Consider the following 26,177-nt stretch of genomic DNA (forward strand, 5'->3'; position numbering starts at 1 on the left):
GATCAGGCGCACATGAGCGGATTTTCATCAGGGCTCGGGAGCGGATGTATCGCTCCATGAAGCCGGATATACGGCAGCAGTCGTACCCAAGTTCGAAAAAGCACGTCGGTCGCTGGCAAAACGGGAGGAGTCCATATACGCATAACGCCTACGGCGTTATCCGCCGCTTGGCCTTGGCCCCAGGCCACTCCGGGTTCAACCTCGGCGCCATTCATGGCCTGGGTGTATCGGCGGATAACCGCGAACGGTTATTCGCCCTACCCCGCGTCGGCCACCAGGCCGGCGGCCTGGATGCCACGGATGGCGCATTGCTCGTCGATGTCCGAGGCGTCGCCGCTGATGCCGATGGCACCGAGCACGCGGTTGTCCCGGTCGCGGATCAGCACGCCGCCCGGCGCCGGCACCACGTTGCCCTGGGCCAGGGTGTTCACCGCGGCGATGAACGACGGGCGCTGCTGGGCGTCGGCGGCCAGGGCGCGCGACGACTTGCCCAGGGCCACCGCGCCCCAGGCCTTGCCGATGGCCACCTGCGGGCGCAGCAGGCTGGCGCCGTCCTCGCGTTGCAGGGCCACCAGGTGGCCGCCGGCGTCGAGCACCGCCACGGTCAGCGGCGCGGTGGAGAGTTCGCGGCCGGCGGCCAGGGCGCTGCGGGTGATGGCCAGGGCGGTGTCGAGGTTGATTTCGCTCATGAGGGGTTCCTCGCGGAAAGGGATAAGACGTTCACCCGCGCCCTCCCGTGGAAGGACGCGGCATGGCAAAGCCCTTGATGGAATAGCCGAAGGAAGCCCCGGACGCAATGGATAAATACAATCCTGCGAAATTTTGTACACAACAACCAATCCAGAAAAATACAACGACAGTATCGAATCAACCGCTCAAGGATGCCGGGTTTCCCAGTACCCCGGGGTGTTGTAGATGGCCTTCAGGTAGTCGATGAAGAAGCGCACCTTGGCCGGCAGGTAGCGCTGCTGCGGGTACACCGCCTGGATGTCGTAGGCCGGGATCTCGTACTCGTCGAGCACCGTCACCAGCTCGCCGGCCTTGAGTTCGGCCTGGATCTCCCAGGTGGAGCGCCAGCCGATGCCCAGGCCCTGCTTGACCCAGTCGTAGAGCAGCTCGCCGTCGTTGCAGTCGAGGTTGCCGGAGACCCGCACCGCCACCTGCCGGCCGTCGCGCAGGAAGGTCCAGCCGCGCTGCTGGCCGCCCTGCAGGTTGAAGGCCAGGCAGTTGTGCCGCGCCAGGTCCTCCAGAGTGCGCGGCACGCCGTGCAGCTCGAAGTACGAAGGCGCGCCGCAGACCACCCGGCGGTTGGGGAACAGCTTGACCGCCACGTAGTTGGGGTCGGTGACCTCGCCGATGCGGATGCCCATGTCGTAGCCCTGGCGCACCAGGTCCACCAGGCTGTCGGTGAAGTTGAACGACAGTTTCAGGTCCGGGTAGCGCGCCAGGAACGCCGGCGCGTGGGGCGCGATGTGGCGCCGGCCGAACGCCGCCGGGGCCGACACCACCAGGTGCCCGCGCACCGAGTTGCCGCCGCGGGTGACGCTGGCGTCGGCCTCGTCGAAGTCCTTGAGCAGGCTGCGCGCGCGCTCCAGGTACTGCTCGCCCAGGTCGGTCAGTTGCAGGCCGCGGGTCGAGCGGTGCATCAGCTTCACGCCCAGGTGCCGCTCCAGGGCGTCCAGGCGCCGGCCCATGACCACCGGGGTCACGCCTTCGCTGAGCGCCGCCGAGGCGAAGCTGCCGTTGTCCGCCACCAGGACGAAACTGCGGATGAGGGTATAGCGGTCCATTCGATACTCCAGATATCGACAGAACTGAAGTATCCATCAATTCCGTCGCCTTGGCACAGCCGGCATCCTTGCCCCCAACAAGAAAACCACCGACTCAAGAGGAAAGGTCATGGCCAAAATGAGAGCGATCGAGGCGGCCGTCCTGGTCATGCGCCGCGAAGGCGTGGATACCGCCTTCGGCGTACCGGGCGCTGCCATCAACCCCATGTACGCGGCGATGAAGAAGCTCGGCGGCATCGACCACGTGCTGGCCCGCCACGTCGAGGGCGCCTCGCACATGGCCGAAGGCTACACCCGCACCACTGCCGGCAACATCGGCGTGTGCATCGGCACCTCGGGCCCGGCCGGCACCGACATGGTCACCGGCCTGTACTCGGCCTCCGCCGACTCCATCCCGATCCTCTGCATCACCGGCCAGGCGCCGCGTGCCCGCCTGCACAAGGAAGACTTCCAGGCGGTGGACATCACCAGCATCGTCAAGCCGGTGACCAAGTGGGCCACCACCGTGCTGGAGCCGGGCCAGGTGCCCTACGCCTTCCAGAAGGCCTTCTACGAAATGCGCAGCGGCCGCCCCGGCCCGGTGCTGATCGACCTGCCGTTCGACGTGCAGATGGCCGAGATCGAGTTCGACATCGACGCCTACGAGCCGCTGCCGGTGCAGCGCCCGAGCGCCACCCGCGCCCAGGCCGAGAAGGCCCTGGCCCTGCTCAACGACGCCGAGCGCCCGCTGCTGGTCGCCGGCGGCGGCATCATCAACGCCGACGCCTCGCACAAGCTGGTGGAGTTCGCCGAACTGCTTGGCGTGCCGGTGATCCCGACCCTGATGGGCTGGGGCACGATTCCCGACGACCACCCGCTGATGGCCGGCATGTGCGGCCTGCAGACCTCGCACCGCTATGGCAACGCCACCCTGCTGGAGTCCGACCTGGTGTTCGGCATCGGCAACCGCTGGGCCAACCGCCATACCGGTTCCGTCGACGTCTACACCGCCGGCCGCAAGTTCATCCACGTGGACATCGAACCGACCCAGATCGGCCGTGTGTTCACCCCGGACCTGGGCATCGTCTCCGACGCCGGCGCCGCCCTGGACGTGTTCCTCGAAGTGGCCCGCGAGTGGAAAGCCGCGGGCAGGCTGAAGGAGCGCATGGCCTGGGTCGAGGCCTGCCGCGAGCGCAAGCGCACCCTGCAGCGCAAGACCCACTTCGACAACGTGCCGGTCAAGCCGCAGCGCGTGTACGAGGAGATGAACGAGTTCTTCGGCAAGGACACCTGCTACGTCAGCACCATCGGCCTGTCGCAGATCGCCGGCGCGCAGTTCCTCCACGTCTACAAGCCGCGCCACTGGATCAACTGCGGCCAGGCCGGCCCGCTGGGCTGGACCATCCCCGCGGCCCTGGGCGTGGTCAAGGCCGACCCCAGCCGCCAGGTGGTGGCGCTGTCCGGCGACTACGACTTCCAGTTCATGATCGAGGAACTGGCCGCCGGCGCGCAGTTCAACCTGCCGTACATCCACGTGCTGGTGAACAACTCCTACCTGGGGCTGATCCGCCAGGCCCAGCGCGGCTTCGAGATCGACTACTGCGTGCAGCTGGCGTTCGACAACGTCAACGCGCCGGAACTCAACGGCTACGGCGTGGATCACGTCGCCGTGGTGGAAGGCCTGGGTTGCAAGGCGATCCGCGTGTTCGACCCGAACCAGATCGGCGCCGCCTTCGCCCAGGCCCGCGAACTGATGCAGCAGCACCGCGTGCCGGTGGTGGTGGAAGTGATCCTCGAGCGCGTGACCAACATCGCCATGGGCACCGAGATCAACGCCATCAACGAGTTCGAGGAACTGGCCCAGAGCCGCGACGACGCGCCCACCGCCGTCTCTCTATTGGATTGAGCCGCCGCTGGACTGACGAAGTACCGGGCCCCGCGTGCGCGGGAGCCGTGGCAGGGATAACCACAACCTGCGCACGGCGGGGCCCACCCTTACGGAAATACGTGTTTCACCACCAGGAGGCCCCGCCATGCCCCGTTTCTGCGCCAACCTGTCCATGCTCTTCACCGAGGTGGACTTCCTCGACCGCTTCGAAGCCGCCGCCAAGGCCGGTTTCAGCGGCGTCGAATACCTCTTCCCCTATGACTTCGAGGCCGAGGCCATCAAGGCCAGGCTCGACGCCAACGGCCTGGAGCAGGTGCTGTTCAACCTGCCCGCCGGCGACTGGGGCAAGGGCGAACGCGGCATCGCCTGCCACCCCGACCGCGTCGAGGAATTCCGCGCCGGCGTCGACAAGGCCATCGCCTACGCCAGGGTGCTGGGCAACAAGCAGGTCAACTGCCTGGCCGGCATCCGCCCGCAGAGCTACGACTGCGCGACCCTCGAGAACACCTTCCTGAACAACCTGGAGTACGCCGCCGAGAAGCTCGAGGCCGCGGGCATCAAGCTGGTCATGGAGATGATCAACACCCTCGACATCCCCGGCTTCTACCTGCAGACCACGAAGCAGGCGCTGGACATCCGCGAGAAGGTCGGCAGCCCCAACCTGTTCCTGCAGTACGACATCTATCACATGCAGATCATGGAAGGCGACCTGGCCCGGACCATGGAGAAGAACCTGGCGGCCATCAACCACATCCAGCTGGCCGACAACCCCGGCCGCCACGAACCGGGCACCGGCGAGATCAACTACCGCTTCCTGTTCGGCCACCTCGACCGCATCGGCTACCAGGGCTGGATCGGCTGCGAGTACAAGCCGGCCACCACCACCGAGGCGGGGCTGGGCTGGCTGAAGAGCCACAACGCGATCTGAACCGGACACGAGTCCGAAGGCGCTGGGCCCCCGCGTTCGCGAGGGTGACGGGGAGATAGAAGCTTTCCAACGTCATTCCCGCGAACGCGGGACGCGGCCCCATCGCGAACAGCGCTTGCGCTGGCCCGAAGGGGAATAACCCAGCGACTCCTCAACCCAATACAGAACACCAGGAGACACCCTCATGGCCAAGATCGGATTCATCGGCACCGGCATCATGGGCCTGCCCATGGCGCAGAACCTGCAGAAAGCGGGCCACCAGCTGTTCCTCTCCAGCCACCACGACAAGGCCCCGGCCGCGCTGGTCGAAGCCGGCGCCGTGGCCCTGGCCAACCCCAAGGAAGTGGCCCAGGAAGCCGAGTTCATCATCGTCATGGTGCCCGACACCCCGCAGGTCGAGGACGTGCTGTTCCGCCAGGACGGCATCGCCGAAGGCGTCGGCCCGAACAAGGTGGTGATCGACATGAGCTCCATCTCGCCCACCGCCACCAAGGCCTTCGCCGAGAAGATCAAGGCCACCGGCGCGCAGTACCTGGACGCCCCGGTGTCCGGCGGCGAGGTCGGCGCCAAGGCGGCGACCCTGAGCATCATGGTCGGCGGCTGCCCGAACACCTTCGAACGCGCCCTGCCGCTGTTCCAGGCCATGGGCAAGAACATCACCCGCGTCGGCGGCAACGGCGACGGCCAGACCGCCAAGGTGGCCAACCAGATCATAGTCGCGCTGAACATCCAGGCGGTGGCCGAGGCCCTGCTGTTCGCCGCGCGCAACGGCGCCGACCCGTCCAAGGTGCGCGAGGCGCTGATGGGCGGCTTCGCCTCCTCGCGCATCCTCGAGGTGCACGGCGAGCGCATGGTCAAGGGCACCTTCGACCCGGGCTTCCGCATCAGCCTGCACCAGAAGGACCTCAACCTGGCCCTGGCCGGCGCCCGCGAACTGGGCCTGAACCTGCCCAACACCGCCAACGCCCAGCAGGTGTTCAGCACCTGCGCGGCCCTGGGCGGCAGCAACTGGGACCACTCCGGGCTGATCAAGGGCCTGGAGCACATGGCCAACTTCTCGATCCGCAAGGACTGAGGAGAGTCACTGGGTTCCCGCGTTCGCGGGAATGACGGGAACGCTGTACGCCTGATCGTTATGGGAGTGACGGACAGGCATACGAATCAACGTCACCCCCGCGAACGCAGGGGCCCAGCGACTCGCTTTCGAACCCCGGCCGGCGTGAACACGGCTTCGCCGGCCGGGCGCTTCGAAGGCATTGCCCAGGCGCTTGCCCCCAGGCGCCTGCGCAATGCCGCATGAAAGAACAACGACAAGAAACCTGAGGAGCCCCAGATGAGCCTCGACCCACGCGCCCTGCTGCGCGAGCTGTTCGACACCGCCATCGTCGCCGCCCACCCGGCGCAGACGCTGGCCCGCCACCTGCCGCGGGTGCATGGCGGGCGCACCATCGTCATCGGCGCCGGCAAGGCCGCCGGGGCCATGGCCGAGGTGGTCGAGGCGCACTGGAAGGACGAGCAGGTGGACGGCCTGGTGGTCGCCCCCTACGGCTACGGCGCCAACTGCCAGCGCATCGAAGTGGTGGAAGCCGCGCACCCGGTGCCGGACGACGCCGGCGAGCGCGTCGCCCGCCGCGTGCTGGAACTGGTCGGCAACCTGACCGAGGACGACCGGGTGATCTTCCTGCTCTCCGGCGGCGGCTCGGCGCTGCTCGCCCTGCCCGCCGAGGGCATCTCCCTGGACGACAAGCGCGCCCTGAACAAGGCCCTGCTCAAGTCCGGCGCCGCCATCGACGAGATGAACTGCGTGCGCAAGCACCTCTCGGCGATCAAGGGCGGCCGCCTGGCCCGCGCCTGCTGGCCGGCCAGCGTGTACACCTACGCGATCTCCGACGTGCCCGGCGACGAGGCCACGGTGATCGCCTCCGGCCCCACCGTGGGCGACCCCACCACCTCCGCCGACGCCCTGGCGATCCTCAGGCGCTACGCCATCGACACCCCGGCGCACATCCGCGCCTGGCTGGAAGACCCGCGCTCGGAGACGGTCAAGCCCGGCGACGACTGCCTGTCGCGCAGCTACTTCACCCTCATCGCCACGCCGCAGCAGGCCCTCGACGCGGCCGCCGCCAAGGCCCGCGCCGCCGGCCTCGAGGTGCTGATCCTCGGCGACCTGGAGGGCGAATCCCGCGACGTCGCCAAGGTCCACGCCGGCATCGCCCGCCAGGTGCGCAAGCACGGCCAGCCGCTGGCCGCGCCCTGCCTGGTCCTCTCCGGCGGCGAGACCACCGTGACCGTGCGCGGCAAGGGCCACGGCGGGCGCAACGCCGAGTTCCTGCTCAGCCTCACCGCCGCGCTCAAGGGCGAGCCGGGCATCTGGGCGCTGGCCGGCGACACCGACGGCATCGACGGCATGGAGAACAACGCCGGCGCCCTGATGAGCCCGTGCAGCTACAAGCGCGCCCTGGCCGCCGGGCTGAACCCGCTGCACGAACTGGACGACAACAACGGCTACGGCTTCTTCGCCGAGCTGGGCGACCTGGTGGTCACCGGGCCGACCCGCACCAACGTCAACGACTTCCGCGCCATCCTGATCCTCGAGAGTGCCGAGCAATGAACAACGACAAGAAGGTCAAGATCCTCGCCACCCTCGGCCCGGCCATCAAGGGCCGCGAGGACGTGCGTGCCCTGGTTGAGGCCGGCGCCAACCTGTTCCGCCTGAACTTCAGCCACGGCGAGCACGCCGACCACGCCCAGCGCTACCAGTGGGTGCGCGAGGTGGAAGCCGAACTGGGCATGCCCATCGGCATCCTCATGGACCTGCAGGGGCCGAAGCTGCGCGTCGGCCGTTTCGAAAGCGGCGCGGTGGCCCTGCAGAAGGGCCAGAGCTTCACCCTCGACCTGAATGACGCCCCGGGCGACGAGCGCCGCGTGATGCTGCCGCACCCGGAGATCATCCAGGCCCTGGAGCCGGGCATGAGCCTGTTGCTGGACGACGGCCGCATCCGCCTGCAGGTGCTGAACAACCACGGCGACGCCATCGAGACCCGCGTGCTCAACAGCGGCGAGCTGTCCGACCGCAAGGGCGTCAACGTGCCCGAGGCGGTGCTCAAGCTCAGCCCGCTGACCGCCAAGGACCGCCGCGACCTGGCGTTCGGCCTGGAACTGGGCGCGGACTGGGTGGCCCTGTCCTTCGTGCAGCGCCCCGAGGATATAGAGGAAGCCCGCGCGCTGATCGGCGACAAGGCCTTCATCATGGCCAAGATCGAGAAGCCCTCGGCGGTGCAGTCCATCGAGGAGATCGCCCGCCTGGCCGACGCCATCATGGTGGCCCGCGGCGACCTCGGCGTGGAAGTGCCGGCGCAGAACGTGCCGGGCATCCAGAAGCGCATCATCCAGGTCTGCCGCCAGCTCGGCCGGCCGGTGGTGGTGGCCACGCAGATGCTCGAATCCATGCGCTTCGCCCCGGCGCCGACGCGCGCCGAGGTCACCGACGTGGCCACCGCCGTCAGCGAAGGCGCCGACTGCGTGATGCTCAGCGCCGAAACCGCCTCCGGCCAGTACCCGCTGGAAGCGGTGGAGATGATGGCCAAGATCATCCGCCAGGTGGAAGCCGAGCCGGACTACCAGGGCCAGCTGGAACTCAACCGCCCGGAGCCGGACGCCACCGTATCCGACGCCATCAGCTGCGCCATCCGCCGCATCAGCCGCATCCTGCCGGTGGCGGTGCTGGTCAACTACACCGAGTCCGGCGCCTCCACCCTGCGCGCCTCGCGCGAGCGGCCCAAGGCGCCGATCCTCAGCCTGACGCCCAACCTCAAGGCGGCGCGGCGGCTGAGCGTGGCCTGGGGCGTGTACTCGGTGGTCAACGAGCAACTGGCCCACGTCGACGAGATCTGCGCCACCGCCCTGGAGATCGCCCTGGCCCAGCGCATGGCCCAGCGCGGCGACACCGTGGTGGTCACCGCCGGCCTGCCGTTCGGGCAGCCGGGGAGCACCAACATGCTGAGGATCGAGACGGTGGCGCCGGCGTTATCGGCCTGAAGATCAAAGAGCCCCTCTCCCCAACCCTCTCCCGCAAGCGGGAGAGGGAGCTGAACGGCAGAAGGCGCAGCGCCGGAGTCACCGGCCACGCCGAACCGCCCCCTCTCCCTCCGGGAGAGGGCTGGGGTGAGGGAAAAAGAGTTCCGGAGCCACGCCAAGGCATGGCTCCACATCGCGTCACTCCCGGACGGACGGGGCCGGGAAAACGGGGCCGCGACCCCGTCCGTCCGGGATTGGCCTTGAACGGCCAGCAGTTCTGTCGGCCATAGCCACCCTCGCAACCCCCACGCAGGCTATGGAGATTCGAGGCCACCCTCCGGCGATCCCGGGGACCGGCCTCTTTTTTATTCACGCCCCAAAATGGTGCCATGGCAGAATGCGCCCGCTGATACCCACGGAGCTTCCCGCGATGCCCTCCCCCGATGGAAGGCACGGCCGCCGACGCGGAACCGGAGAAGCCCCGGACTGCCCCTTCGACTGCCCAGACCCCCGATGCGCCCACTACCGCTACTGACCCTCTGGCTGCGCGGCTTCAGCCAGGTGTTCCTGCAACCCGCGCCGCTGTTCGGCCTGCTCTGCCTGGCCCTGATCGGCGCCTGCGCCCCCACCCTGCTGCCCGGCGCCCTGCTCGGCGCCAGCGCCGGCCCGGCGTTCGCCCGCCTGCTGCGCTGCCGCCAGGCGGATATCGACGACGGCCTGTACGGCTACAACGCCGTGCTGATCGGCCTGCTGCTGCCGCTGAAGTTCGCCTGGTCGCCACTGCTGGTGGCCCTGGTGCTGTTCGCCAGCCTCGCCAGCGTGGCGCTGCAGCGCCTGCTGCTGCGCGCCTCGCGCCGGCGCCACGGCCTGCCGCCCTACACCCTGGCCTTCGTCCTGCTCGGCTGGGCCCTGCCGGCGCTCCCACTGCAGCCCGCCGCGCCCCTGGCCGGGCTGGCAGACCTGCCGCTGCCGGCCTTCCTCGCAGCCACCGCGCGGGCCTTCGGCCAGGTGATCTTCCTCGACGCCCCGCCGGCCGGCGCGCTGATCTTCCTCGGCCTGCTGCTGGGCGCGCCGCGCGCCGCCACCTGGGCGCTGTTCGGCGCGGTGATGGTGCTGCCGGTGGCGGTGTTCGCCGGCATCCCCCAGGACGCCGTGCAGAGCGGCCTGCTCGGCATGAACAGCGCCCTGGCCGCCCTCGCCCTGGCCCTGCGCGGCCCCGCCCCCTTCGCCCCGCTGGCCGGCGCCGTGCTGGCGCTGCTGCTGCAACAGGCCATGGCCGCCCTGGGCATCCCCTTCATGACCGCCCCCTTCATCTTCGCCTGCCTGCTGGTGCTGCTGGGCGAACGCCTGCTGCACCCAACCTCGCGGCGCGCCCCGCTGGCCGGCAACTGAGGCGGATTGGCCTGGCGCGCGCAGGGCTGTCTATAGTGCAGGGCTTTCCGCCGCCTGGAACCGATCCGCGATGCGCTTTCACAAGTACCACGCCCTGGGCAATGACTACCTGGTCTACACCGACACCACTCCCTTCCCCTTCGACGAGGCGGCGGTGGTACGCATCTGCGACCGCCACCGCGGCCTTGGCTCCGACGGCATCCTGGTGCCCGATGGGCAGAGTGAAGACGGCTTCCGCCTGCGTATCCTCAACCCCGACGGCTCCCCAGCCGAGCGCAGCGGTAACGGCCTGCGCATCTTCTCCCGCTATTTGTGGGACCAGGGCCTGGTAGGCGACGCCCCCTTCCGCATCGTCACAGTCGCCGGCCCTGTGCTCAGCCAGGTATTCGACCAGGGCCGCGAGGTCGAGGTGGACATGGGCCACGCCGAGTTCGCCAGCACTCGCATTCCCGTGCAAGTCGCCACGCCGGAAGCCCTGGACCTGCCCGTCGAGTTGGAAGGCCGGACGCTGCGGCTCAACGCGGTCTCCATGGGCAACCCGCACTGCGTGGTGTTCGTCGAGCACTCCTCGGCGGAACTGGCGAAAACCTTCGGCCCGCTGCTGGAACGCCATTCCCTGTTCCCCAACCGCAGCAACGTGCAGTTCGTCGAAGTGCTCGGGCGCAACGATCTACGCGTGGAAATCTGGGAGCGCGGCGCCGGCTACACCCTGGCCTCGGGCACCAGCAGTTGCGCCGCGGCAGCGGTGGCCAAGCGCAAGGGCTACTGCAACGGAGACGTCAACGTACACCTGGCCGGTGGTCGGTTGCGCATCCGCGTCGACGATGACTTCCGCGTGCACATGCGCGGTGCCGTGCAGCGCATCGGCGAGATGAGTCTGCATGCGGAATGCCTGCTCTGAGCGATAGCCAGCCGTGACGCCATGTCACATGGGCAATCCCCTCCGGGCCGGCATAGGTCAAGGCCGGCCCGGCTTCGCGCCGCCATGCTGGCGGGGCGTGGGCCGGGTTTCCGACGACCGCCGCGCATTTTCCCGCCCGTGACGGCATAATCCGCGCCCTTCCGCGGCCCGCCGGGCTCGCGTTCCCATTCCCCAGCAGCGGTAAGGTCATGACACTTCCGACTCCCACCCTCTTCCAACGCATCCAGCGCAGCAGCCTGGTGATGCGCATCTTCGTCGGCATGCTCGCCGGCATCGCCCTGGCCCTGGTCTCGCCCGACGCGGCGCAGGCCGTCGGCCTGCTCGGCAAGCTGTTCATCGCGGCGCTCAAGGCCGTGGCGCCGGTACTGGTCCTGGTGCTGGTGTGCGCCTCCATCGCCAACCACAAGGCCGGGCAGCGCACCCATATCCGCCCGATCCTGCTGCTCTACCTGCTGGGCACCTTCAGCGCCGCGGTGGTGGCGGTGGCCGCCAGCTTCGCCTTCCCCTCGTCGCTGGTGCTGAACACCGCGGCGGCCGCCGAGGCGGCTCCGCCCGGCGGCATCGGCGAGGTGCTGCGCACCCTGCTGTTCAGCGTCGCCAGCAACCCGGTGCAGGCGCTGCTGGAGGCCAACTTCATCGGCATCCTCGGCTGGGCCGTGGGCCTCGGCCTGGCCCTGCGCCACGCCCGCCAGAGCACCCGCGACCTGCTCGACGACCTGGCCGGCGGCGTCACCCTGATCGTCCGCGTGGTGATCGCCTTCGCCCCGTTGGGCATCTTCGGCCTGGTGGCCAGCACCTTCGCCGAGGCCGGCCTCGACGCCCTGCTCGGCTACCTGCACCTGCTCGCCGTGCTGCTGGGCTGCATGCTCTTCGTGGCACTGGTGGTGAACCCGGCCATCGTGTTCTGGAAAGTGCGCCGCAACCCCTACCCGCTGGTCTTCACCTGCCTGCGCGAAAGCGGCGTGACCGCCTTCTTCACCCGCAGCTCGGCGGCCAACATCCCGGTCAACCTGCAGCTGTGCGAACGCCTGGGCCTGCACGAGGACACCTACTCGGTGTCCATCCCCCTGGGCGCCACCATCAACATGGCCGGCGCGGCCATCACCATCAGCGTGCTGGCCCTGGCCGCGGCCAATACCCTGGGCATCGCCGTGGACCTGCCCAGCGCCCTGCTGCTGTGCGTGGTCTCCGCGCTGTGCGCCTGCGGCGCCTCGGGCGTGGCCGGCGGCTCGCTGCTGCTGATCCCGCTGGCCTGCGGGCTGTTCGGCATCTCCGGCGAGGTGGCCATGCAGGTGGTGGCGGTGGGCTTCGTCATCAGCATCCTGCAGGACTCGGCGGAAACCGCGCTGAACTCCTCCACCGACGTGCTCTTCACCGCCGCCGCCTGCCAGGCCGGGGAACCCGCCGCGAGCGAGGCCGGCCTGGGCGAGAGGCGCTGAACCCGGCGACGCGCCCCGCGGGGCGCGTCCCTGCATAAGCAAATAGCCTTTGGGTATTTAAGTGGCATATAACCCATGGGCATAATCGGGCGATCCAACACTGCCGAGAAGGAACCGCCCGTGAAACGACTCTTCGCCGCCTCCCTGCTGGCCGCCGGAATGGCCCTGGGCAGCGCCGCCCATGCCGCGCAGCCGCTGCTCAACGTCTCCTACGACGTGATGCGCGACTTCTACAAGGAGTACAACCCCGCCTTCCAGAAGCACTGGGAAGCGGAGAAAGGCGAGAAGATCACCATCCAGATGTCCCACGGCGGCTCCAGCAAGCAGGCCCGCTCGGTGATCGACGGCCTGCCGGCCGACGTCATCACCATGAACCAGGCCACCGACATCGACGCCCTGGCCGACAACGGCGGCCTGGTGCCCAAGGACTGGGCCACCCGCCTGCCGAACAACAGCGCGCCCTTCACCTCGGCCACCGTGTTCATCGTGCGCAAGGGCAACCCCAAGGGCCTGCACGACTGGCCGGACCTGCTCAAGGACGGCGTGCAGGTGGTGGTGCCGAACCCGAAGACCTCGGGCAACGGCCGCTACACCTACCTCTCCGCCTGGGGCTACTCGCTCAAGCACGGCGGCGATGAAGCCAAGGCCAGGGAATTCGTCGGCCAGCTGTTCAAGCACGTCCCGGTGCTGGACACCGGCGGCCGCGCGGCCACCACCACCTTCATGCAGAACCAGATCGGCGACGTGCTGGTGACCTTCGAGAACGAAGCCGAGATGATCGCCCGCGAATTCGGCCGCGGCGGCTTCGAGGTGGTCTACCCGAGCGTATCCGCCGAGGCCGAGCCGCCGGTGGCGGTGGTCGACAAGGTGGTCGAGAAGAAAGGCACCCGCGCCCAGGCCGAGGCCTACCTGAAGTACCTGTGGTCCGACGAGGGCCAGACCATCGCCGCCGACAACTACCTGCGCCCGCGCAACCCGGCGATCCTGGCCAAGTACGCCGACCGCTTCCCGAAGGTGGACTTCTTCTCGGTGGAGAAGACCTTCGGTGACTGGCGGACCGTGCAGAAGACCCACTTCGCCGATGGCGGGATCTTCGACCAGATCTACACCCCGAACTGATGTAGCGCCCCACGGGCGCGAATCGCGGATGGAATCCGCTCCTACGGTTCCAGGGAAGCACGATCGTAGGAGCGGACTTTGTCCGCGAGAGCCGGGCGTCCCGGCGCGATTCGCGGATGAGATCCGCTCCTACGCCGCCCCACCCGCACCATTCCCCTGTAGGAGCGTGCCCTGCACGCGAAATCGCGGGCAGGGCCCGCTCCTACAGCTCCAGGGAAGCACGATCGTAGGAGCGGACTTTGTCCGCGATAGCCGGACGTTCCGGCGCGATTCGCGGATGAGATCCGCTCCTACGCCGCCCCACCCGCACCATTCCCCTGTAGGAGCGCGCCCTGCGCGCGAAATCGCGGGCAGGGCCCGCTCCTACAGCTCCAGGGAAGCACGATCGTAGGACTTTGTCCGCGATAGCCGGGCGTCCCGGCGCGATTCGCGGATGAGATCCGCTCCTACGCCGCCCCACCCGCACCATTCCCCTGTAGGAGCGCGCCCTGCGCGCGAAATCGCGGGCAGGGCCCGCTCCTACAGTTGTCCCCCGCCGCCTCAGCGCGGCCGCCACCCCACCTCGCGCAGCGCCTCCAGCAGCGTCTCCCCCTCCAGCGCCGGCACCCGCGTGCCGTCCGCCGTGCGCATCTCGCGGCCGGCCAGCAGGGCGTTGACGATGGCCTCCTCCACCGCTTCCGCCGCCGCGGCGAACAGCGGCGAGATGTGCTCGTTGTTGAGCATCTGCAGCGGCGTGCTCTGCGGCAGGCCCTTGCGCCCGTAGTCGGCCGGCGGCAGGTCGCGGTTGCCGGTGGCGAAGGCCAGGAAGATGTCGCCGCTGCTGTCCTCGGTGCCGCCGCCGGTGCGGGCGATGCCGATGGAGGCGCGCTGCGCCAGGCGCTGGCACTGGTGCGGCAGCAGCGGCGCGTCGGTGGCGATGATCACCACTATCGAGCCCATGCCCGGCTCGCCCTTTTCCGCGAACGGCGAGGGGATGTCGCCCAGCACCCGGCCCACCGGGTAGCCGTCGACGCGCAGTTCGCGGCGCTGGCCGTGGTTGGCCTGCACCAGCACACCGACAGTCCAGCCGCCCTGCTCCGCCGGCAGCTTGCGCGAGGCGCTGCCGATGCCACCCTTGAACTCGTGGCAGATCATCCCGGTGCCGCCGCCCACCGGGCCTTCGGCCACCGGCCCGGACTCGGCGGCGGCCAGGGCGTCGCGCACGTGCCCGGGGCCGACGTGCTGGCCCCAGATGTCGTTGAGCAGGCCGTCGTAGGTCTCCATCACCACCGGCATGCACCAGTACACCGCCGGGTCGGCCAGGGCATCGCGCTCGGCGGCCACCAGGGCGTCGCGCACCACGCCGACGCTATGGGTGTTGGTGATGGCGATGGGCGTGGCCAGCAGGCCGGCCTCGCGGATCCACTCCAGGCCCGTGGCGTCGCCGTTGCCGTTGAGCACGTGGGCGCCGGCGAAGCAGGGTTGCAGGCGGGCCTCGCCGGCGCGGGGCTGGAGCACCGTGACGCCGGTGCGCACCTGCCTGCCGCCGTGCTCGGCGACCAGGGTGCTGTGGCCGACGCGGACGCCGGGGACGTCGGTGATGGCATTGAATGCGCCGGGTGTGCCCAGGCCCAGGGTGATGCCGAGTTGACGAGCGCGCATGGGGACTCCTGTGGTCTTCAGAGTTTCTGGAAAGCCGGGCTCAACTTGCCGTAGGTGCTGTAGAGAATCACCGATACGGCCAGTATCCCGATAATGGTCATCACGTCCCGCGCCGAGGCTTCCATCAGCAGCTCGAGCAGCAGGTAGCCGGCGCCGACCACCGCCAGCAGCGCCGGCAGCGGCCACAGCGGCATGCGGTAGGGGTGCTCGCGGTCGCGGCGCAGCACGCGGCTGAACAGCGCGCACAGGGCCACCACCAGGTAGATCAGCACCAGCAGCAGCACGGTGAAGGAGGTCAGTTCCTCCAGGTTGGAGCTGAAGCTCAGCGCCGCCGAGGGCACGCCGAGGAACAGGGTAGCCAGCCAGGGCGACTCCCAGCGCGGGTGGATGCGGGTGAAGGCGCGGTTCAGCGCCGGCGTCCAGAGGGCGTCGCGGCCGCTGCTGAAGATCACCCGGCCGACCTGGATGACGATGGCGACGATGGCGTTGAACACCGAGAGGAAGATGCCGGCGCTGACCAGCCGCGACAGCGTCTCGTTGCCGTGGGCGGTGAGCAGGTAGCCGATGGGGTCGGGGCTGGCGAGCATGTCCTTGAGCGAGGGCGCGCCGATCAGCAGCGCGGTCAGCGGCACCAGCTCGATCACCACCACCAGCACCAGCGACCAGAGCACCGCGCGGTGCACGGTGCGGCCGCCGTCCTTCATGTCCTCGGCCAGCAGCACGGCGCCGCCGAAGCCGTTGTAGGAGAACACCGCGGTGCCCACGGCGCCTATCACCAGCGCCCAGGGCGCCGCCGCCAGCACGCCGCCGTCCAGCACCTGCGGCTGCAGCAGCACGCTCAGCGGCTGGCTGGCGTGGCCGAAGCCGAGCACCACTATCACCAGCAGCGCGGCCACTTCGCAGAGCAGGAAGACGCCGGTGACCCAGGCGTTGACGCGGATGTTGAGGATGCCCAGCACGTAGCTGGCGGCGACGATGGCCAGGGCCACGGTCTGGGTGTCGAACTGCGTGCCCAGCGCGCCGTTGAGGTAGGTGGCCGCCCCCGTGCCCAGCACCGGCGGGATGAACAGCAGCGAGACCAGCACGGTGAGGAAGGTGGCGTAGCCGGCCATGCCGCCGAACACGCGCTTGGCGTAGACGTACTCGCCGCCGGCCGAGCTGTGCGCCCGGCCCAGCTCGGCGTAGCAGCAGGCGAACATCAGCGCCAGCGCCGCGGCCATCACGAAGGCCAGGAAGGCGCCGCTGCCGGCCTGCTGGATGGCGAAGGGAGCGATGACGAACACGCTACTGGCGGGGGTGACCGCCGAGACGGTGATGGCGACCACGTCGAACACGCCCAGGCTGGGCTTGAGCACGCCGTCCGGCGCTGCGGGAGAGCTCATGTCGTTTTCCTCGAATTGTTATTGATGGTTGAGGCAGCAACGAAGACCCATGTGGCGCCCTCTGCACGGGGCGCTGCATGGCCCGCAGTCTGGTCGGGCCGGCCCTGGCGGCCAATCACCATTTGGGGTTACGCCCCTTGACGGCGGGGCCTGAAAAGGAGGAAACCGGTTCACCTCTTGCGGAGAGCCCCGGGATGCACAACCTGTTTCGCGAAGTCGGCATGCACGCCAACCTCGGCCGCGCCATCGAGCAGATCGGCCAGCCGCGCTTCTGGAAGCAGCTGATCCTGCTGCTGCACCAGTGGCTGCCGTTCGACAACGCCCTGGCGGCCTTCTACCCCGCCAGCGGCACGCCGGTGGCGCTGGAGGAATACGACGCCGTGCCGCAGGAAGGCCCGGCGGCGATGCCCGCCTACCTCAGCGGCCTGTACCAGCTCGACCCCTTCTACCAGGCCTGCCGCGAAGGACTGCCCAGCGGCCTGTACCGCCTGGAGGAAGTGGCCCCGGACCAGTTCCGCCAGAGCGAGTACTTCCTCAGCTACTTCCACGACAACGTGCTGGAGGACGAGGTGCAGTTCATCCTCCAGCTTCCCGGCCAGGGCGCGCTGTCGCTCTCCCTGGGCGTGCGCAAGCCGTTCGACGCCGAACAGTGCGGCCTGCTGGCGATGCTCTGCCCCTGGGTGCTGGCGCTGCTGCAGCAGCACTGGCAGCAGCGCAGCCAGCGCCGGCTGCCGGCCAGCGAGCCGGTGGCCAGCCAGGTGCGCGACGCCCTCAGCCACTTCGGCGCCGGGGTGCTCTCCGAGCGCGAGCTGGAGATCGCCCGGCTGATCCTGCGCGGCTACTCCTCCAAGGCCATGGCCGAGCGCCTGGCGATCTCCCCGGAGACCATCAAGGTGCACCGCCGGCACCTCTACGCCAAGCTGGACATCTCCTCGCAGCCGGAACTGTTCTCGCTGTTCCTGCAGTCCCTCGGGCACGACCCGGAGAACCCCTGAAAGCCCGCCGGATCAGGCCGGCAAATGCTTCGCGGGCGCCCCATCCAGCGCCGCAATGGGACTGTCCGCCGGGACAGCGGCCTGTCCCGCCAGGCCACTGGCGGGGCCCGCGCGCGGACCTAGACTGACAGCCGTCCACATCACAAGCACAAGAGGACTGCCCGATGAACGCCCGCGCCACATTCACCCACATGGAAGACGGTACCGCCGAGGACTGGTCGGCCATCTCCCAGCACTTCAGCGAGTACGCCGCCCAACTGCCCGACCGCATCCTCGCGCACCTGCGCCTGCTCGACGGCGACTTCGGCGGCTTCCCGGTGGACCGCCTGACCCACTCGCTGCAGACCGCCACCCTGGCCTACCGCGACGGCCGTGACGAGGAATACGTGGTCTGCGCCCTGCTCCACGACATCGGCGACACCCTGGGCTCCTACAACCACCCCGACATCGCCGCGGCCATCCTCAAGCCCTTCGTCAGCCCCGAGAACCTCTGGATGATCGAGAAGCACGGAATCTTCCAGGGCTACTACTTCTTCCACCACCTGGGCCTGGACCGGCACCTGCGCGAGCAGTTCAAGAACCACCCGGAGTACGAGCGCACCATCGAGTTCTGCGCCCGCTACGACGCCGCGGCCTTCGACACCGAGGGCGAGACGCTGCCGCTGGAGTTCTTCGAGCCCATGCTGCGCCGGGTGTTCGCCCAGCCCAAGCGTTCCATCTACATGGCCAGGGAAGCAGGCTGAAACCATCCGCCGGCTGGGGGCGATGAATCGTCACTGGCCGGCGGATGGGCGCTTGGTTAAGATCGCCGGGTCGTACTTGTGGAAGGCGCACGTCAGAATGCGCCATCACCGATCAGGGATAACCCCAGCGCATGAAGCCCAACCGTACCGAAAGGCCGCCCCGACTCGGCTCCGCCCCCCTGCGTGAATACCATTCGCGCGTCCTGGCCTATATCGCCGTGGCTGCCACCGTCAGCGCCGGCACCTTCGGCCAGTACTTCGGCTACGACGCGCTCTGGATGGTGCCCTACGCCCTGCTCTACCCGCACCTGGCGCAGAACCTGAGCCAGCGCTACAAGCACACCCACCCGCAGCAGACGCGCCAGGTGCTGCTGGCCATGGACGCCCTGCACACCGGCGCCGGCGCCGCGCTGCTGGGCTTCTCGGTGGTGCCGGCGCTGATGCTGGTGCTGATCCTGGCCTTCTCCTCGCTGGTGATCGGCGGCCTACGCACCCTCGGCCTGGCCCTGCTGGTGGCGCTGAGCGCCGCGGTGCTCACCGGCGCGCTGGCCAGCGCGGGCTTCAAGGGCAACGCGCCGCTGCTGGTGAACCTGGTCAGCGTGCTGTTCTGCGCCTTCTATATCTGCGTCACCGCCTACTTCATGCACCAGCAGGGCCTGCGCCTGGCCCAGGCCCGCGGCGAGATCGCCCGCGAGCAGGAAAAGGCCGCGCGGCTGGCGCACAACCTGGCCAAGTACCTGTCGCCGCAGGTCTGGGAATCCATCTTCAGCGGCAAGCGCAGCGTGCGCCTGGAAACCCAGCGCAAGAAGCTCACGGTGTTCTTCTCCGACATCAAGGGCTTCACCGAGCTGTCCGAGGAGCTGGAAGCCGAGACCCTGACCGACATGCTCAACAACTACCTCAACGAAATGTCGAAGATCGCCCTCAAGTACGGCGGCACCATCGACAAGTTCGTCGGCGACTGCGTGATGGTGTTCTTCGGCGACCCCTCCACCCAGGGCGCGAAGAAGGACGCCGTGGCGGCGGTGTCCATGGCCGTGGCCATGCGCAAGCACATGAAGGTGATGCGCCAGCAGTGGCGCGCCCAGGGCATCACCAAGCCGCTGGAAGTGCGCATGGGCATCAACACCGGCTACTGCACCGTGGGCAACTTCGGCGCCGACACGCGCATGGACTACACCATCATCGGCCGCGAGGTGAACCTCGCCAGCCGCCTGGAAAGCGCCGCCGAGGCCGGCGAGATCCTCCTCAGCCACGAGTCCTACTCGCTGGTGAAGGACGTGATCATGTGCCGCGACAAGGGCCAGATCAGCGTCAAGGGCTTCAGCAAGCCGGTGCAGATCTACCAGGCGGTCGACTTCCGCCGCGACCTGGGCGCCAACCCCAGCTTCATCGAGCACGAGCTGCCGGGCTTCTCCATGTACCTGGACACCAACAACGTGCAGAACTTCGACAAGGACCGGGTGATCCAGGCGCTGCAGCAGGCGGTGGAGAAGCTCAAGGACAAGATCATTCTCTGAGTTTGTGCGGCTGGCTGCCTTCGTAGGAGCGAGCAAGCTCGCTCCTACAACCCCCCGCCCATAAAAAAGCCCGCTGCGGGGCGGGCTTGAAGGAGGCGCGACGCTTCACGTCGCCGCGCCCAACCGGAGAACCGGGTATCAGGCGGCCTGGGCTTCCTTGGCCTCCAGGGCGGACGGGCCGGCGGCCAGTTCGCGGTCCAGTTGCGCGGAGTCCAGCTGCTTGCACCACTTGGCCACCACCACGGTGGCCACGCCGTTGCCCACCAGGTTGGTCAGGGCGCGGGCCTCGGACATGAAGCGGTCGATGCCGAGGATCAGCGCCAGGCCGGCGACCGGCAGGTGGCCCACGGCGGACAGGGTGGCGGCCAGCACGATGAAGCCCGAACCGGTGACGCCGGCGGCGCCCTTGGAGGCGATCAGCAGCACCAGCAGCAGGGTCAGCTGGTGGGTGATGTCCATCGGGGTGTCGGTGGCCTGGGCGATGAATACCGCGGCCATGGTCAGGTAGATGGAGGTGCCGTCGAGGTTGAACGAGTAGCCGGTGGGGATCACCAGGCCGACCACGCTCTTGTCGCAGCCCAGCTTTTCCATCTTGGCGATCATGCGCGGCAGCGCCGATTCCGAGGAGGAGGTGCCGAGCACGATCAACAGCTCTTCGCGGATGTACTTGATGAACTTCAGGATGCTGAAGCCGTGGGCGCGGGCGATGCCGCCCAGGACGACGAGCACGAACAGCAGGCAGGTGATGTAGAAGCAGGCCATCAACTGGCCCAGTTGCACCAGCGAACCCACGCCGTAGGCGCCGATGGTGAAGGCCATGGCGCCGAAGGCGCCGATGGGGGCGACCTTCATGATCACGTTGATGATGTTGAACATCACCTGGGTGAAGCGCTCGATGAACTGGAAGATCGGCTGGCCGTAGCTGCCCAGGCGGTGCAGGGCGTAGCCGAACAGCACGGAGAAGAACAGCACCTGCAGGATGTCACCGTTGGCGAAGGCGCCGACCACGGTGTTGGGGATGATGTTCATCAGGAAGTCGACGGTGCTCTGCTTCGCGCCGGCGGCGGCGTAGGCAGCGATCTTGCTGGTGTCCAGGCTGGCCGGGTCGACGTGCATGCCGGCGCCGGGCTGGACCACGTTGACCACCACGAGGCCGATGATCAGCGCGACGGTGGAGACGATCTCGAAGTACAGCAGGGCCATGCCGCCGGTCTTGCCTACCGCCTTCATGCTCTGCATGCCGGCGATGCCGGTGACCACGGTGCAGAAGATGATGGGCGCGATGGCCATCTTGATCAGTTTGACGAAGCCATCGCCCAGGGGCTTCATCAGCACGGCGGTCTGCGGGTAGTAGTGGCCCAGGGCGATACCGATGGCGATGGCGATCAGCACCTGCACGTACAGGCTCTTGTAGAAGGGTTGCTTGGTCATTGCGGCAGGGTCCTCTTGGGCTGGCGGCCCGCCTTCCTGGCGGCGGCGCGTTGCCCGAAGCGTTATCTCCCTTCTGTGGGAGAATTTGTTTTCGTCCTGCCCGTCGGCAGGCCTTGGAACCCTATTGGCAAGCCCTGTGCCAAATCGCCACTTCTTGATTTTTACTTTATTTTCAATAAGTTATAAAAATACGCAGGAGCCGGACGGCGTGGCCGATGGCGGAAACCCGCCAGGCCCGCGGCGGGTTTCCCGCCACTTGGCGGGTATCCGCCAGGGCCCCGGGTGCCTTAGATTTGCCCCACGGCCGCCGCGAAGCGGCGCCCGGCACACACGCAGCAGAACAAGGAAAACCCATGCGTGAACGCACCATCGCCAGCCATTTCGTCCGCGCCGCCCTGCGCGGCGCCCAGCGCCAGGGCCGCGACGTCCTGCCCCTGCTGCGCGCCGCCGGCATCCAGCCGGCGCTGCTCGAGGAGCCGCGGGCGCGGGTCTCGCCGGAGCAGTTCGGCCGGTTGATCCAGGTGGTCTGGGAGGACCTCGACGACGAGTACATGGGCTTCGGCGAGGTGCGCAGCAAGCGCGGCACCTTCGCCATGATGTGCCACGCCATCATCCAGTGCCGCACCCTGGAGAAGGCCCTGGGCCGCGGGGCGCTCTTCTACGACCTGTTCCCCGCCGCGCCGCGCATCGAACTGCGCCGCGACGGCGAGCGCGCCGAGCTGGTGCTCGACCACAGCCTGCTGCAGGACCCGGAGCACTTCCTCACCGAGAGCCTGCTGGTGATCTGGCACCGCCTGGGCAGCTGGCTGATCGGCCAGCGCATCCGCCTGGAAGAAGCCCGCTTCGCCTACCCGCAGCCGGCCCACGCCGCCGAGTACGACCTGCTGTTCCCCTGCCCGCGGCGCTTCGACGCGGGCGGCACCGGGCTGAGCTTCCAGGCGCGCTACCTGGACATGCCGCTGCTGCAGGACGAGCGCAGCCTCAAGCACTTCCTCAAGGACTCCCCGGCCGACCTGCTGGCCCGCCCGGATGGCGGCGACAGCCTGACCAGCCAGATCCGCCGCCTGCTCGGCCGCGACTGCCGGCGCTGGCCGGACCTGGAAAGCGTGGCGCAGCAACTGCACATGAGCCCGCAGACGCTGCGCCGCCACCTGCGCGAGGAAGGCCCGAACTTCCAGGAACTCAAGGACCAGCTGCGCCGCGACCTGGCCATCTACCACCTGGGCCGCGTCGAGCTGTCGATCCAGGACATCGCCGACCAGCTCGGCTTCTCCGAGCCCTCGGCGTTCCACCGGGCGTTCAAGAAATGGACCGGGCTGACGCCGGGGGCGTACCGGGCGCAGCAGGGGGAGTGAAGGGCCTGGCGGGCGATGGGTATCGCTGCGCTCAACGTCATCCTACGACGGTGTTTTTCCTGCTCCTGTAGGAGCGGACCTTGTCCGCGATAGCTGGACGTTCCGGCGCGATTCGCGGATGAGATCCGCTCCTACGCCGCCCCACCCACGCCATTCCCCTGTAGGAGCGCGCCCTGCGCGCGATTTCGCGGGCAGGGCCCGCTCCTACAGGTTGCCGGGAAACACGGTATTTCTCCCCCGTAGGAGCGGACCTTGTCCGCGATAGCCGGCATCACCGGCGCGGTTCGCGGATGAAATCCGCTCCTACGCCGCCCCACCCACGCCATTCCCATGTAGGAGCGCGCCCTGCGCGCGATTTCGCGGGCAGGGCCCGCTCCTACAGGTTGCCGGGAAACACGGTATTTCTCCCCCGGAGCGGACCTTGTCCGCGATAGCCGGCATCACCGGCGCGGTTCGCGGATGAGATCCGCTCCTACGCCGCCCCACCCACGCCATGTCCATGTAGGAGCGCGCCCTGCGCGCGATTTCGCGGGCAGGGCCCGCTCAGGTTGCCGGGAAACACGGTATTCCTCCCCCGTAGGAGCGAGCATGAACCAGGCGTCCCCCTCGCTCCTACGAAGAGCGCTCCGACGCCCCTACCCCGGCAACCAGATGCGGAAACAGGCCCCGCCCAGCTCCGCGTCGTCCAGCGCCAGGCTGCCGCCGTAGCTGTCGATGATGTCCTTCACCACCGCCGTGCCTATACCCTGCCCCGGGTGCTGGGTGTCCAGCCTCTCGCCGCGCTGGAGGATGCGCTGGCGCTGGTCCTGCGGGATGCCCGGGCCGTCGTCCTCCACCCGCAGTTCGTAGCCGCCGTCCCGCTGGCGGGCGCTGACGCGCACGCGGGCCAGGCACAGGCGGTAGGCGTTCTCCAGCAGGTTGCCGAGCAGCTCCAGCAAGGCGCCCTGCTCCAGCGGCAGGCTCAGGCCCTCGGGGAAGTCGCGCTCGAGGATCACCCGCTTGTCGCGGTAGACCTTCTCCAGCGCGCCGGCCAGGGTGTCGAGCAGCGGCGCCAGCTGCACGCGGTGGCGCACCAGGCCGCTCTTGCGCAGGCTGGCGCGCTGCAGCTGGTAGCCGATCTGCTGGCTCATGCGCTCAATCTGGCTCTGCAGCACCTGCACCTGCTCGCGGTTGCCCGGCGCGTTGGCCAGGTTCTCGCTCACCCCCTGCAGCACCGCCAGCGGCGTCTTCAGGCTGTGCGCCAGGTCCGCCAGGGAGTTGCGGTAGCGCTCGCGCTGGCTGCGCTCGCTGGCCAGCAGGCGGTTGAGGGAGTCGGTCAGGCGCAGCATCTCGCTGGGGTGCTCGTCGCTCAGGCTTTCGCGCTCGCCGGCCTCGATCTGGTCCAGTTCCTCGCGCAACCCGCGCATGGAGCGGAAGCCCCAGCCCAGGCCGAGCCAGAGCAGCCCGAGCAGCAGCAACAGCGCACCGCCGAGCCAGATGTACAGCTGCTCGCGGAAGCCGTGCACCAGCTCGCGGAAGGCGCTCACCGGCTGCATGGTGACGATGCTGTAGGCGGCCTGCTTGCCGCCCACCAGGTCGATCTCCACGTCGTAGACGAAGAACTCGTTGCCATGGTCGTCGCGGGCGCGGGTGAAGACGTCGGGCTCGCCGTCGTACAGCGGCACGTACTGCACGCTCTCGTCCTGGGTCGAGGTGGAGCGCCAGACCATCTGCCCGTCGCGGTCGTAGATGTAGCCCAGCAGCTTGGACTCCGGCAGGTTGAAGTCCTCCACCGCCAGGTGCTCGGGCATGCTCAGGCGGTCGCCGTCGATGCGCGCGGAAGACACCAGGGTGGCGACGTCCGAGGCCAGGCGCTGCTGGATGGCATTCACCAGGGCGATGCTGAAGGCCCGCTGCAGGGCCGGCAGCAGCGCCAGCATGAACAGGATCGCCAGGGCCGCGGCCCCGAGCATCAGGCGCAGGCGCAGCGAGCGCATCAGCGGCAGCGCTCGGTGAACAGGTAGCCCTGGCCGCGCACGGTGTCGATCGGGCGGAAGCCCTCGTGGCTCTCCAGCTTGCGCCGCAGGCGGCCGACCAGCACCTCGATGACGTTGGGGTCGCGCTCGTCGTCGTCCGGGTAGAGCTGCTCGATCAGCCGCTCCTTGCTCACCACCTGCTGGTGATGGCGCATGAGGTATTCGAGGATGCGGTACTCGAAGGCGGTAAGGCCCAGCGCCTGGCCGTCCACCGTGGCCTGCTTGCGGTTGAGGTCCAGCAGCAGCGGGCCGGCCTCGATGGTGGCCTGGACGAACCCGCTGGAGCGCCGCAGCAGGGCGTTCAGGCGCGCCTCCAGTTCCTCGAACTGGAACGGCTTGACCACGTAGTCGTCGGCGCCGGCGGCCAGGCCTTCGACCTTGTCCTGCCAGTTGCCGCGGGCGGTGAGGATGAGGATCGGGAAGGTCTTGCCCTGGCTGCGGAACTCGCGGATCAGGTCCAGGCCGCTCATGCCCGGCAGGCCCAGGTCGATGACCGCCAGGTCGTGATGGTATTCGCCGGCCCGGTACAGGGCCTCTTCGGCATTGCCCACGGCGTCGACCACATGGCCCTGTTCGCCGAGGCGGGTGTACAGGTGATGGCGCAACAGCGCCTCATCTTCCACCACCAGTAGTTTCATGGAACTTCCTCCTTATGCGGGGCCGGGCTGCGGGCCCGGCCCCCTGCCAGTCAGAACCGGTAGTTGGCGCCCAGGTAGAGCTGCGAGCTGCTGTGCAGGTCCAGCGATCCGACCTTGGCGCCGCCGTGGGGGCTCATCTCCGTGCTGGCATTGGTACGCAGGTAACGATAGCCGCCTTCCAGCGAAGCGTTCCTGCCGATGTCCTGGAGGATACCGGCCTGGGCGCCGATGGCGTAGCCGATGTCGCTGTCGCGGCTGTAGCCGCGGGAGTCCTGCTCCAGCTTGGTCAGGCCGAGGGTGCCGCCGCCGAAGACCTTGGTGCCCTGGTCGTTCAGCGGCAGGAAGGCGTCGTAGCTGCCGAGCAGGTTCTGCTGGCGCAGCTTCAGGCCACGGTAGGTGTCGGAGGTGTTCTCGTAGGTGGCGTAGTAGCGGCCGTTCCCGTTCTGCTGGCCGGCGCGCACGCCCCAGGTGCTGCTGTTGTTGATCACGCTGTCGAGCTTCGGATCGTTGAGGTTGCGGTTCAGCGCGCCGGATTTCTGGATGTTGTTACTGGTTTCGCCCCAGGTCAGGCCGGCGAAGTTTTCCGAGGCCTGGGCGAGGCCCGCGGTGGCGCCGAGGATGGCGGTGGCGAGGGTGAGCTGCTTCAGCATGTTCATGGTGTCTCTCCGTCAGGGATGTGTGTAAGGGGTTGACGGAGTGCAGGTTAAGGGGCGGCCACTGAACGCTACCTGACGCGCCGCTGAACCTGGCCTGAACGGAAAACGGTTGTAGGGCGCATAACGCCTACGGCGTTATGCGCCGTTTGGCCTCGGTGCCCGGCGACTCCGGGGTTGACCTGGGCGTTGGCTGTGGCCCCGGCGTATCGGCGGATAACCGCGAACGGTTATACGTATATGGACTCCTCCCGTTTTGCCAGCGACCGACGTGCTTTTCCGAACTTGGGTACGACTGCTGCCGTATATCCGGCTTCATGGAGCGATACA

General features: G+C 68.5%; 21 protein-coding genes. 13 read left to right on the forward strand and 8 right to left on the reverse strand.

The window, feature by feature from the left end; genetic code table 11:
- Positions 1 to 257: 257 nt before the first annotated feature.
- Both CHC02_RS29090 and CHC02_RS29095 read right to left on the reverse strand, forming a co-directional pair.
- Positions 258 to 689, reverse strand: coding sequence for a GlcG/HbpS family heme-binding protein (locus CHC02_RS29090; RefSeq protein ID WP_089394834.1), 432 nt, complete (start codon positions 687 to 689; stop codon positions 258 to 260).
- Between the two features lie 186 nt (positions 690 to 875).
- The gene (locus tag CHC02_RS29095) at positions 876 to 1,790 is read right to left on the reverse strand and encodes a LysR family transcriptional regulator (protein ID WP_089394835.1); all 915 of its coding nucleotides are present in this window, start codon (positions 1,788 to 1,790) and stop codon (positions 876 to 878) included.
- 109 nt (positions 1,791 to 1,899) lie between these two features.
- On the opposite strand from CHC02_RS29095, the gene gcl reads away from it, so the two are divergent.
- The 9 genes from gcl (at position 1,900) to CHC02_RS29140 (ending at position 13,474) form a co-directional block, all read left to right on the forward strand.
- Entirely contained in the window at positions 1,900 to 3,675 is a 1,776-nt protein-coding gene (gene gcl / locus CHC02_RS29100) for a glyoxylate carboligase (protein WP_089394836.1), read from the forward strand.
- Positions 3,676 to 3,802: 127 nt separating this feature from the next.
- Complete coding sequence (gene hyi / locus CHC02_RS29105) at positions 3,803 to 4,585, forward strand: hydroxypyruvate isomerase (RefSeq protein WP_089394837.1); 783 nt, start codon at positions 3,803 to 3,805, stop codon at positions 4,583 to 4,585.
- 184 nt (positions 4,586 to 4,769) lie between these two features.
- The gene (locus tag CHC02_RS29110) at positions 4,770 to 5,660 is read left to right on the forward strand and encodes a 2-hydroxy-3-oxopropionate reductase (RefSeq protein WP_089394838.1); all 891 of its coding nucleotides are present in this window, start codon (positions 4,770 to 4,772) and stop codon (positions 5,658 to 5,660) included.
- A 258-nt stretch (positions 5,661 to 5,918) separates the two neighbouring features.
- The gene (locus tag CHC02_RS29115) at positions 5,919 to 7,196 is read left to right on the forward strand and encodes a glycerate kinase type-2 family protein (protein ID WP_089394839.1); all 1,278 of its coding nucleotides are present in this window, start codon (positions 5,919 to 5,921) and stop codon (positions 7,194 to 7,196) included.
- Entirely contained in the window at positions 7,193 to 8,623 is a 1,431-nt protein-coding gene (gene pyk / locus CHC02_RS29120) for a pyruvate kinase (RefSeq protein ID WP_089394840.1), read from the forward strand. Before CHC02_RS29115 ends, pyk begins: the two co-directional genes overlap by 4 nt.
- Before the next feature lie 492 nt (positions 8,624 to 9,115).
- The gene (locus CHC02_RS29125; protein ID WP_089394841.1) at positions 9,116 to 9,994 is read left to right on the forward strand and encodes an urea transporter; all 879 of its coding nucleotides are present in this window, start codon (positions 9,116 to 9,118) and stop codon (positions 9,992 to 9,994) included.
- Between the two features lie 70 nt (positions 9,995 to 10,064).
- A complete protein-coding gene (gene dapF, locus CHC02_RS29130) occupies positions 10,065 to 10,895 on the forward strand; it encodes a diaminopimelate epimerase (protein WP_089394842.1) in 831 nt (276 codons plus the stop codon).
- A gap of 209 nt (positions 10,896 to 11,104) precedes the next feature.
- Positions 11,105 to 12,355, forward strand: a complete 1,251-nt coding sequence (gene sstT / locus CHC02_RS29135) for a serine/threonine transporter SstT (RefSeq protein WP_089394843.1) — start codon at positions 11,105 to 11,107, stop codon at positions 12,353 to 12,355.
- Positions 12,356 to 12,475: 120 nt separating this feature from the next.
- The gene (locus CHC02_RS29140) at positions 12,476 to 13,474 is read left to right on the forward strand and encodes a sulfate ABC transporter substrate-binding protein (protein WP_089394844.1); all 999 of its coding nucleotides are present in this window, start codon (positions 12,476 to 12,478) and stop codon (positions 13,472 to 13,474) included.
- Between the two features lie 540 nt (positions 13,475 to 14,014).
- Here the strand turns inward: CHC02_RS29140 and CHC02_RS29145 are convergent.
- A complete protein-coding gene (locus CHC02_RS29145) occupies positions 14,015 to 15,115 on the reverse strand; it encodes a DmpA family aminopeptidase (RefSeq protein ID WP_089394845.1) in 1,101 nt (366 codons plus the stop codon).
- A 17-nt stretch (positions 15,116 to 15,132) separates the two neighbouring features.
- Positions 15,133 to 16,497: an APC family permease gene (locus tag CHC02_RS29150; protein ID WP_089394846.1), complete on the reverse strand. Its 1,365-nt coding sequence runs from the start codon at positions 16,495 to 16,497 to the stop codon at positions 15,133 to 15,135.
- A gap of 194 nt (positions 16,498 to 16,691) precedes the next feature.
- On the opposite strand from CHC02_RS29150, the gene CHC02_RS29155 reads away from it, so the two are divergent.
- From CHC02_RS29155 to CHC02_RS29165, 3 genes are all read left to right on the forward strand, one after another.
- On the forward strand, positions 16,692 to 17,492 hold the full coding sequence (locus CHC02_RS29155; protein WP_089394847.1) for a LuxR C-terminal-related transcriptional regulator: 801 nt from the start codon (positions 16,692 to 16,694) through the stop codon (positions 17,490 to 17,492).
- Between the two features lie 164 nt (positions 17,493 to 17,656).
- Positions 17,657 to 18,235 carry an HD domain-containing protein gene (locus tag CHC02_RS29160; RefSeq protein ID WP_089394848.1) on the forward strand — a complete coding sequence of 193 codons (579 nt, stop codon included), beginning with the start codon at positions 17,657 to 17,659 and terminating at the stop codon, positions 18,233 to 18,235.
- Between the two features lie 131 nt (positions 18,236 to 18,366).
- Positions 18,367 to 19,755, forward strand: coding sequence for an adenylate/guanylate cyclase domain-containing protein (locus CHC02_RS29165; protein WP_089394849.1), 1,389 nt, complete (start codon positions 18,367 to 18,369; stop codon positions 19,753 to 19,755).
- 138 nt (positions 19,756 to 19,893) lie between these two features.
- On the opposite strand, the gene CHC02_RS29170 is transcribed toward CHC02_RS29165, so the two are convergent.
- The gene (locus CHC02_RS29170) at positions 19,894 to 21,186 is read right to left on the reverse strand and encodes a dicarboxylate/amino acid:cation symporter (RefSeq protein WP_089394850.1); all 1,293 of its coding nucleotides are present in this window, start codon (positions 21,184 to 21,186) and stop codon (positions 19,894 to 19,896) included.
- Positions 21,187 to 21,539: 353 nt separating this feature from the next.
- Between CHC02_RS29170 and CHC02_RS29175 the strand changes: the two genes are divergently transcribed.
- The gene (locus tag CHC02_RS29175) at positions 21,540 to 22,541 is read left to right on the forward strand and encodes an AraC family transcriptional regulator (RefSeq protein ID WP_089394851.1); all 1,002 of its coding nucleotides are present in this window, start codon (positions 21,540 to 21,542) and stop codon (positions 22,539 to 22,541) included.
- A 635-nt stretch (positions 22,542 to 23,176) separates the two neighbouring features.
- On the opposite strand, the gene CHC02_RS29180 is transcribed toward CHC02_RS29175, so the two are convergent.
- Genes CHC02_RS29180 through CHC02_RS29190 form a run of 3 tightly spaced genes read right to left on the reverse strand, consistent with a single transcriptional unit; the run spans position 23,177 to position 25,850 of the window.
- Positions 23,177 to 24,520: an ATP-binding protein gene (locus CHC02_RS29180; RefSeq protein WP_089394852.1), complete on the reverse strand. Its 1,344-nt coding sequence runs from the start codon at positions 24,518 to 24,520 to the stop codon at positions 23,177 to 23,179.
- Positions 24,517 to 25,194, reverse strand: a complete 678-nt coding sequence (locus tag CHC02_RS29185; protein WP_089394853.1) for a response regulator — start codon at positions 25,192 to 25,194, stop codon at positions 24,517 to 24,519. The genes CHC02_RS29180 and CHC02_RS29185 overlap by 4 nt, the downstream gene beginning before the upstream one ends.
- 50 nt (positions 25,195 to 25,244) lie before the next feature.
- Positions 25,245 to 25,850, reverse strand: a complete 606-nt coding sequence (locus CHC02_RS29190; RefSeq protein WP_089394854.1) for an outer membrane beta-barrel protein — start codon at positions 25,848 to 25,850, stop codon at positions 25,245 to 25,247.
- Positions 25,851 to 26,177 lie beyond the last annotated feature (327 nt).

The organism is Pseudomonas delhiensis (assembly GCF_900187975.1).
Taxonomy (GTDB): Bacteria; Pseudomonadota; Gammaproteobacteria; order Pseudomonadales; family Pseudomonadaceae; genus Pseudomonas; species Pseudomonas delhiensis.

Bases quoted from the DNA above. Each gene is read 5' to 3' on its own strand.
- CHC02_RS29185 (WP_089394853.1), bottom strand. From the start codon at position 25,194: ATGAAACTACTGGTGGTGGAAGATGAGGCGCTGTTGCGCCATCACCTG.
- dapF (WP_089394842.1), top strand. From the start codon at position 10,065: ATGCGCTTTCACAAGTACCACGCCCTGGGCAATGACTACCTGGTCTAC.
- CHC02_RS29190 (WP_089394854.1), bottom strand. From the start codon at position 25,850: ATGAACATGCTGAAGCAGCTCACCCTCGCCACCGCCATCCTCGGCGCC.
- CHC02_RS29110 (WP_089394838.1), top strand. From the start codon at position 4,770: ATGGCCAAGATCGGATTCATCGGCACCGGCATCATGGGCCTGCCCATG.
- CHC02_RS29150 (WP_089394846.1), bottom strand. From the start codon at position 16,497: ATGAGCTCTCCCGCAGCGCCGGACGGCGTGCTCAAGCCCAGCCTGGGC.
- pyk (WP_089394840.1), top strand. From the start codon at position 7,193: ATGAACAACGACAAGAAGGTCAAGATCCTCGCCACCCTCGGCCCGGCC.
- CHC02_RS29115 (WP_089394839.1), top strand. From the start codon at position 5,919: ATGAGCCTCGACCCACGCGCCCTGCTGCGCGAGCTGTTCGACACCGCC.
- CHC02_RS29155 (WP_089394847.1), top strand. From the start codon at position 16,692: ATGCACAACCTGTTTCGCGAAGTCGGCATGCACGCCAACCTCGGCCGC.
- gcl (WP_089394836.1), top strand. From the start codon at position 1,900: ATGGCCAAAATGAGAGCGATCGAGGCGGCCGTCCTGGTCATGCGCCGC.
- CHC02_RS29125 (WP_089394841.1), top strand. From the start codon at position 9,116: ATGCGCCCACTACCGCTACTGACCCTCTGGCTGCGCGGCTTCAGCCAG.
- CHC02_RS29095 (WP_089394835.1), bottom strand. From the start codon at position 1,790: ATGGACCGCTATACCCTCATCCGCAGTTTCGTCCTGGTGGCGGACAAC.
- CHC02_RS29175 (WP_089394851.1), top strand. From the start codon at position 21,540: ATGCGTGAACGCACCATCGCCAGCCATTTCGTCCGCGCCGCCCTGCGC.
- CHC02_RS29160 (WP_089394848.1), top strand. From the start codon at position 17,657: ATGAACGCCCGCGCCACATTCACCCACATGGAAGACGGTACCGCCGAG.
- CHC02_RS29170 (WP_089394850.1), bottom strand. From the start codon at position 21,186: ATGACCAAGCAACCCTTCTACAAGAGCCTGTACGTGCAGGTGCTGATC.
- sstT (WP_089394843.1), top strand. From the start codon at position 11,105: ATGACACTTCCGACTCCCACCCTCTTCCAACGCATCCAGCGCAGCAGC.
- hyi (WP_089394837.1), top strand. From the start codon at position 3,803: ATGCCCCGTTTCTGCGCCAACCTGTCCATGCTCTTCACCGAGGTGGAC.
- CHC02_RS29090 (WP_089394834.1), bottom strand. From the start codon at position 689: ATGAGCGAAATCAACCTCGACACCGCCCTGGCCATCACCCGCAGCGCC.
- CHC02_RS29165 (WP_089394849.1), top strand. From the start codon at position 18,367: ATGAAGCCCAACCGTACCGAAAGGCCGCCCCGACTCGGCTCCGCCCCC.
- CHC02_RS29145 (WP_089394845.1), bottom strand. From the start codon at position 15,115: ATGCGCGCTCGTCAACTCGGCATCACCCTGGGCCTGGGCACACCCGGC.